The sequence below is a fragment of the Curtanaerobium respiraculi genome, assembly GCF_024609215.1.
Classification (GTDB): domain Bacteria; phylum Actinomycetota; class Coriobacteriia; order Coriobacteriales; family Eggerthellaceae; genus Curtanaerobium; species Curtanaerobium respiraculi.
In genome coordinates this window covers 220730-227823 of the sequence record NZ_JANIPD030000034.1, presented here as the reverse complement: position 1 = coordinate 227823, position 7094 = coordinate 220730, and the positions used below count along the sequence as shown (strand labels likewise).

At 67.4% G+C, this 7094-nt stretch carries 6 protein-coding genes; 3 read left to right on the top strand and 3 right to left on the bottom strand.

All coding sequences use genetic code 11. From position 1 onward, the window contains the following. Positions 1 to 151 precede the first annotated feature (151 nt). From NOV21_RS08865 to NOV21_RS08855, 3 genes are all read left to right on the top strand, one after another. The gene (locus tag NOV21_RS08865) at positions 152 to 868 is read left to right on the top strand and encodes a hypothetical protein (RefSeq protein WP_283170686.1); all 717 of its coding nucleotides are present in this window, start codon (positions 152 to 154) and stop codon (positions 866 to 868) included. Between the two features lie 2 nt (positions 869 to 870). After that, the gene (locus NOV21_RS08860; RefSeq protein ID WP_283170685.1) at positions 871 to 1866 is read left to right on the top strand and encodes a VirB6/TrbL-like conjugal transfer protein, CD1112 family; all 996 of its coding nucleotides are present in this window, start codon (positions 871 to 873) and stop codon (positions 1864 to 1866) included. An 84-nt stretch (positions 1867 to 1950) separates the two neighbouring features. Continuing rightward, a complete protein-coding gene (locus NOV21_RS08855; protein ID WP_283170684.1) occupies positions 1951 to 4071 on the top strand; it encodes a VaFE repeat-containing surface-anchored protein in 2121 nt (706 codons plus the stop codon). Between the two features lie 146 nt (positions 4072 to 4217). Here NOV21_RS08855 and NOV21_RS08850 read toward each other — a convergent pair whose 3' ends face one another. From NOV21_RS08850 to NOV21_RS08840, 3 genes are all read right to left on the bottom strand, one after another. Further along, complete coding sequence (locus NOV21_RS08850; RefSeq protein ID WP_283170683.1) at positions 4218 to 5186, bottom strand: Abi family protein; 969 nt, start codon at positions 5184 to 5186, stop codon at positions 4218 to 4220. A gap of 94 nt (positions 5187 to 5280) precedes the next feature. Beyond that, complete coding sequence (locus tag NOV21_RS08845; protein WP_283170682.1) at positions 5281 to 5847, bottom strand: hypothetical protein; 567 nt, start codon at positions 5845 to 5847, stop codon at positions 5281 to 5283. After that, positions 5837 to 7093: a relaxase/mobilization nuclease domain-containing protein gene (locus tag NOV21_RS08840; RefSeq protein WP_283170681.1), complete on the bottom strand. Its 1257-nt coding sequence runs from the start codon at positions 7091 to 7093 to the stop codon at positions 5837 to 5839. Before NOV21_RS08840 ends, NOV21_RS08845 begins: the two co-directional genes overlap by 11 nt. Position 7094: the final 1 nt, after the last annotated feature.

Here is a 7094-nt window from a genome sequence, read left to right as displayed (position 1 = left end):
GCCCGGCGACATCCTCTGGCGCCCGGGGCACGTGGCCATCTGCATCGGGGGCGACCAGTACATACACGAGCCGCACACGGGAGACGTGTGCCGCATAGGGACGGGCATCTCGTACTTCACGTGCGCGATCCACTACTAGGAAGGAGAGGCAATGGAGAGGAAGAGCAAGGTCATGCTCGCGGCCGCGCTGGGCACGGTCGCGATACTGGTGGCGAGCTCGGTCGTGCGCTGCACGCTGGCCGGCCCGCAGCGGGACGAGGCGCCCGAGGAGGCCGCCCGGGCAGCCCAGGGGCAGGAGGCGGAGCCGCAGGACGCGCCGGAGGGCCAGGGCACCCTCGCGCTGCTTCGCTCCCACGCCTGGCAGGCCGAGGGGGACGCGGGAAAGACCGCGGCCTTCACCGACGGCGCCATCGTGGAGACGGACGGGGGCGGCGTCCACGTGAGCGCCTTCGAGGTCGTCTCCGAGACCGAGGACTCCCTCGACGTGAAGGTGACGAGCGACGGGGGCGGCGAGCGGTCCGCAACCATCTCCATATCGGGTGCCGAGGGCTCCTACCGCGTCTCCTGCGACGCCTTCCAGGTATCGCAGGCCTACGTGCAGGGAAGCGCCGGTAAGGCGCCCGTGGCGGTGGAGGGCGTGACCGAGCCCTACACGACCCTCGTGGACGGGAAGACAGACGAGCTCGCCTCCGCGATAGCCGCCTACTGCCGCGCGCACGTGCCCACGGCGACGAAGGCCGTCTTCGACGGCGAGGTCTTCCTCGACGTGAGCGCCAAGACGGTGTCGGCAACCTTCCACTGCGACGACGCGGCGGCGACCATCCTGCAGGTGACCTACGCGGACGGCGCCTTCGCCGTGGCGGGCTAGCCATGGGACGCGCCCTCGCCATAGCGCGCGACCGCAGGTTCGCCCTCGCGTTCGCCGCCACCTTCACAGCACTTACGGCGCTGCTCCTCCCCGAGCCGGCGTTCGCCTCGATCGCCGACGACGTGAACGCGTGGCTCTGCGGCCTTCTCCGCGACACGTGCAATTGGATCTTCAACAGCCAGGTGGGGATGCTCAAGTCCATCGGGACCGACGGTGTGCTCTCCGCCGGCTTCACGCAGATGCTGGGCAGCTCCGGCAGCGTCACCATGTACGACATCGCCCACGGGGTCTGGGAGACGGCCATCCTTCCCATCGGCTGCGGGGTGCTCTCGTTCGTGTTCACCGTGCAGCTCATCAAGATCAGCCAGCGCATGGACGGAAACGCCGCCATGCCCGGGGTGCGCGAGGTCGTGTTCCTGCTGGTCTTCTTCGCGGTCTTCCTCTTCCTCGTGCAGAACAGCTTCGCCATCATGCAGTCGGTCTACGAGGTGGCAAAGCTCGCCATCGACCGAGTGGCGGGCCTCTTCGACACGGGCGCGGCCATCGACCTCCAGACCGTCTCCATCACGACCACCGACGACGATGCGGCGGCCCTGCTCGCCATGCTTGTCGTGGCGCTCGTGAGCTGGGTCGTGATCATCGTCGCCTACGTGGTGGCGCTCGTGGTGAGCTGGGCGCGCGCCATACAGATCTACGTGCTCGCCGCTTTCTCCCCGATCCCGCTGTCGCTCATGGCGCTCGAAGAGACGCGGCAGATGGGCGTGGGCTACCTCAAGAACTTCGCCGCCGTGTGCCTGGCCGGCGTCATCATCCTCGTGCTCCTCGTGAGCTTCCCGATCGTGCTGGGCGGTCTCAACGCCGCGAGCGCGGGCGTGCCCGTGGTCGACTCGATCGTCGGCGGGCTCAGCTACGCCCTGCAGTACCTCGCCCTGTGCATCCTGCTCATCCTCTCGCTCGTCAAGAGCGGGGCCTGGGCGCGCGACGTCATGGGCGGCTAGAGGGGGAAGGTTTCGCCATGGGGCCGTGAGGAAATGAAACAAGCGTCGGCGATAAGGGTCAACCACGACAAGAAGGAACGAGAGATGGAGAGAACGAGACGGAGAAGGGCGCTCAGGCGAATCGTCGCCGCCGTCGTGGCGGCGGTGCTCGCGGCGGTGCCCCTGCTCCCGCACGCGACCGCCTACGCCGACACGGGCGGCGTGCACATCAGCAGCTACGAGATAGAGGGCGGCTACGCGCCCGTGAACGAGGGCGTGGGCTACCGCACGTCGGGCGGGCAGGTGTCCTACTGCTACGACCACGGCGCCCACGGCCCGGGACGCGCCGGCCAGGACTACACCGACATCCGGGAGGCCACGCACGAGGAGGACTACCTCCTCGCCAAGGGGTATCCCATGACCAGCGAGATCGGGGGAACCAAGTGGAGCGACGCCGAGGCCCAGGCCGTGACGCAGATGGCCGTGTGGCTCGCCTCTGGAACGGCCAGCGAAGGCGACTTCGCGGACGCCGACCCCGCCATGGTCGCGGCCGCAGAGAGCCTCGCCGGAGAGGCGAAGGCATATCAGGGCGGGGACGCCGCCATCGACGGGCGCGGCACCGTGTGCTTCGTGGCGGGGAAGCCCGCCGTGCAGTCCATGCTTGTCGCCAAGCCGGGATGGAACATCCTGCTCGATAAGGGATCCGCCGACGCCAAGATGACCGCAGGCAACGCCCAGTACTCGCTCGCAGGAGCCGTCTACGGCGTCTATAAGGGAGAGGCGCTCGTGGCCCGCATCACCACGGACGCAGACGGTCACGGGACGACCGACATGCGCCTTCCCGACGGCGCCTACACCGTGCGCGAGATGGAGGCCCCTGCGGGCTACGCACTCTCCGACGAGGCCAAGACCGTCGTTATCGATGGAGCAGATGCCTTCGTGGGTGCCGAGGACGCCCCCGTCACCGTGAGGCTCGTCCTCGTGAAGAAGGACTCGGAGACCGGCGAGGCGGTGCCCCAGGGCGCGGCCACGCTCGACGGGGCGGAGTACGAGGCGACCTACGCCTACGACAGCGGCACCAAGACCGTGAGGGGCACGACCGAGGGCGCGCGCATCGTCTTCGAGGGCATCCCGCTCGGCACCGTCACGGTACGCGAGACCAAGGCGCCCGAGGGCTACCTGCCCGACACGGAGGAGCACGTCCTTACCGTGACCGCCGAGGACGCGGGCCACGAGGCCGTGTTCGAGCTCGCGCCCGACGGAGAGTTCACCGAACAGGTGAAGCGCGGCGACGTGGAGCTCGTGAAGGTGGGCGAAGGCGACTACAGCCGCCTGGCAAGCGTGCCCTTCAAGATCACCAGCAAGACCACCGGCGAGAGCCATGTCATCGTAACCGACACCAACGGCTACGCCTCCACGGCGGCGAGCTGGAACGCCCACACGGCGGACACCAACGGCGGCACGTCCGGATCCGGCATCTGGTTCGGCACGTCGGAGCCCGACGACTCCAAGGGAGCGCTCCTCTACGACACCTACACGATGGAGGAGCAGCGCTGCGACTCCAACGCCGGCCGCGCGCTCATCCCCGCCTTCGACGTCACGGTCTACCGCGACTCCGTGAAGATCAACCTGGGCACCATTGAGGACCCAGCGGGCCCCGCGGTGAGCACCGAGGCTACCGACGCCGACGACGGCGACCACGAGGCTGTGGCAGACGACACCGTGACCCTCGTGGACACCGTCTCCTACACAGGCCTCACGCCCGGCAAGGAGTACACGCTCACCGGCACGCTCGTGGACAAGGAGACCGGGCAGCCCGTGCAGTCGGACGGCCGCGACGTGAACTCCACGATCGCGTTCACGCCAGAGGCCCCCAGTGGCTCGGTGGACGTGACCTTCGAGTTCGACGGCAGCGCCCTTGGCGGGCACGCGATCGTCGCGTTTGAGAGCCTGAAGCAGGACGGGGAAGAGGTCGCCTCCCACGCCGACATCGACGACGAGGGGCAGACGGTCGAGCTCGTGCCGCCCGAGACCCCTCCCGCGACGCCTCCCTCCGAGGAGCACGGCGGCGGTAAGCTGCCCCAGACCGGAGATACCGCCTCCCTCCTACCCACCAGCCTCGCCGCCGCAGCAGCGGCCTGCGTAGCCGGGGCCCTTGCCGTCAGGTGCAGGAAGGGTATGACGACCCGTAAGGAGGCTAATGACGAGACTGTAGCTGAAGCCTAGGACCAGCTGCCAACACCCATAGACACGAAAGGAGCGCGCATCGCGAATCTCCGGTGCGCACTCCTTATTTGCCCCCATAAAAAAACTAGAGCGAGGCCCAGTGGGTCCCGCCCTTACAAAACCCTAAGGTTTTCCATGTGTCTGTATTATGAGCCGTCGGAGAGCCAAATGTCAACCAACCTCCAGATGAAGTCGAAGAACGACACAATCCCGTCGTTGGCGCGGGAGAGCACGCCGCAGCCCTCGGCGTAGCGCCTTACCTCTGCGAGGCGGGCCGCGTGCCTTTCCCTCGTGGGCTCTCGCGTGCAGAATTCCCTCACCGAGTAAAGCGTGGCGGCGATCTGAGCGACCCTGAGGTTCCTGAGCTTGGCGCGTCTCGACTTTGTCTTCGTCATGCCGTGTTCTGCAAGCGAAGTCGTGACCGCCCTGGACGCTTGGTAACCAGCCCTCTTGGCGCTGCTCGAGAACCCGTTCACGATCAGGCTGTTGTGCGCGCAAGCGTTTCGGAGAGCCTTGACGCTCTTGAGGACGTAGTGCTCGTCTCGCATTTCCTGCTCGTTCCACCTCCCGGCGCAATAGCGCCAGAGGTCGACGAGCACGCCGAACTCGGTCACCTCAAGAAACACCCAGATGGGATACCCGGCGGCATAGTGGGCGATGAGGTCGCCGGAGTACTCGTCGTGCGCGCGCCCTTCGCCGCCCCTGGCAGCAAGCGCGCCCTCGATCCGGGAGCGCTGCTTCTCGCCTATCGACGCGAGGTAGTCGGAGACGATCGCGTAGCCGTCCTCGTTATGCTCCTCGCACATGCGCAGCAGGCGCAGCTTGGCGAAGTGCTCGACGTCTATGGTCGCGGAGAGGAGCGCCTCGCGCAGGCGCCGGTCTATCGCGGAGAGCTCCACCAGGTCCTTAAAGTCGAGGTTCACGTAGTCGCCAGGGTTGTCGCCGTCGACCTGGCGGAAGTAGAGCTTCCTGTAGGCCGCCGCCCTGAGGTAGTTGTTCGCGTCCGAGAGGTACGCCACCGCGTCTGCCTCTGGACAGAGCTCGAACGCCACGCCCCTGGACTTCAGATGCCCGACCAACTGTTTCGCCGTGAGCATCGGCTTTCGCGTCCTCATGTCTCCCGCCATCTTCCCTCCCATCTTCGCATGTTCCATTCTACCGCCCATGTCCCAATCTCACATCCACCTGAACACGGCCTTGAACAACAACCTAGCGATCCTCAAAACGGTTCTCATCGTCAGCTCCTTCTATGTCTTCCTGACGGTCATCAGGAACTGAAGTCCTGCGCTGCATCGTGGCCACGCGCTCGTAGGCGCTCTCCGAATATCCGATGGCCTCGCAAGGGTCGCATTCGTCGTCCGCCGCGAGGCAGTAGTCGTGCGTGGCCACCGCCGCCGGGTTGGTGCGCCATGCCGCGTCGGAGGCCGCCTTCAGCCTCAGCGCGTCCACGAACTCGTCCCCCTGGCGCAGAAGGACGTCCTCACCGTCGACGCTCACCTTGATGAGCGTCTTCAGGTCCTCCTCGTCGGCGAGCACGCAAGACCATCCGTCCCTGCGCCGCGCCACGGGCAGGCCGTGCGGGTTCGTGTCGCCCCTGTAGGCGTCAGCCGCCTCGTAGTAGAAGAGGTCGAGCCAGAGCGCCCTGCCGCCTCGCGCATCTGCGACCTCGAGCGCGTAGTCCGTGAGCACATTGCCCTTGAAGGGCGACGTGTCCGTCAGCGTCGCGGTATCGAACACGTCGAGGTGCCCTGTGCTGTAGTAGGTCTTAACGAGCATCTCCGCCCCTTCCGTCGCGGTTTTCCCTCTGCTTGCGTGGCGCCTGCGGCTCCTGATGCCGCACGTCGCCGTCTCTATTCCTCATCCATGCGGGCCGGTCCTTCTCCCAGGACCTTTCTGGCGCGCGGGCGCGCCTCTGAGCTCCACGTGCGCCGTGGCGGGGAAGGAGTCCCTTCTCGGAGACGTAGGCCACGGCCGCCGCAGCCCTTGCGGCATCCAAGCCCTCGGGCAGGCGTCCCATCGCATGGGCGAGGTCGTCCATGCTCCTCGCCCCCACCGCCTCGCACACGGACACGGCGTCTGCGAGGCGGCGCAGCTCCTCCACGTCGCCGAGGTCGCATGCCTCGCGGGCAAACTCGTAGAGCCTGCGCTCCGTAGCGTCGGCAAGCCGACCCGCAGCCCCAGTCGCGAAGCGCCGCTCCAGCGACTCGCGGGAGAACGACAGGCCGAGGCGCTCCCCGCCGACCCTTCTCGTGGGCTGATCCGCCAGGGCGTAGACCCAGTCGCGATGCGCGGCCTTGGCGGAGTTCTCCGAGACCGTGACGCCCATGGCGGAGAGCACGCTCTCGAACTCGCCCTCGCTCCTCGCCACCATGCGCGCGATGGCCACGCGCGAGCGGATGTCCGATACCCAGGAGTACACTCCCTTGAAGGCGAGCTCACGCTCCGCGCGCCCTATGTGAACGCGCTGGCGCGGCCTAGCCGCGCGTGTCCGCCGAGATGCGGATGGGTGGGGCGCGTCCTCGAAGCACGAGAGCCCCATGTCGCGCGCGAGCTTCTGCACCGAGCGCTTCACCGCCCTCGGGTCGGGCTCCTGGATGCGCCGTCCCGTCGCGAGATTCGTGTTGTTGACGACGACGTGGGCGTGTGGGATGCGGCCCTCGTTGTCGTCGTGGTAGACGATCGCCACCTCGTAGTCGCCGAAGTTCTCCTTGGCCCACGCGGTGGCGAGCCTGCGCAGGCGCGGGAGCTCGATGCCGTCTGTGGGGTTCGGCGAAAGTATGTAGTGCTTCCACGTCCGCGCGCGGTGTCCGTTCCAGGCGGCATCGTTTCCGAAGGCGGCGCGCGTGCGGTCCATCTCGCGCCACCAGTCGATGCGCCCGTGGTCCTCGAGGCCATTCCTCACCCCGGAGACCGGGGCGTCGATGTTCAGGAAGTCGGTCGCCAGGGCGCGTCCGCCCCTCTCGAGGTAGCGCTGCACGGCACGGGCGCTCGTATGGCCGGATATGCACTTCACGTAGGGCACG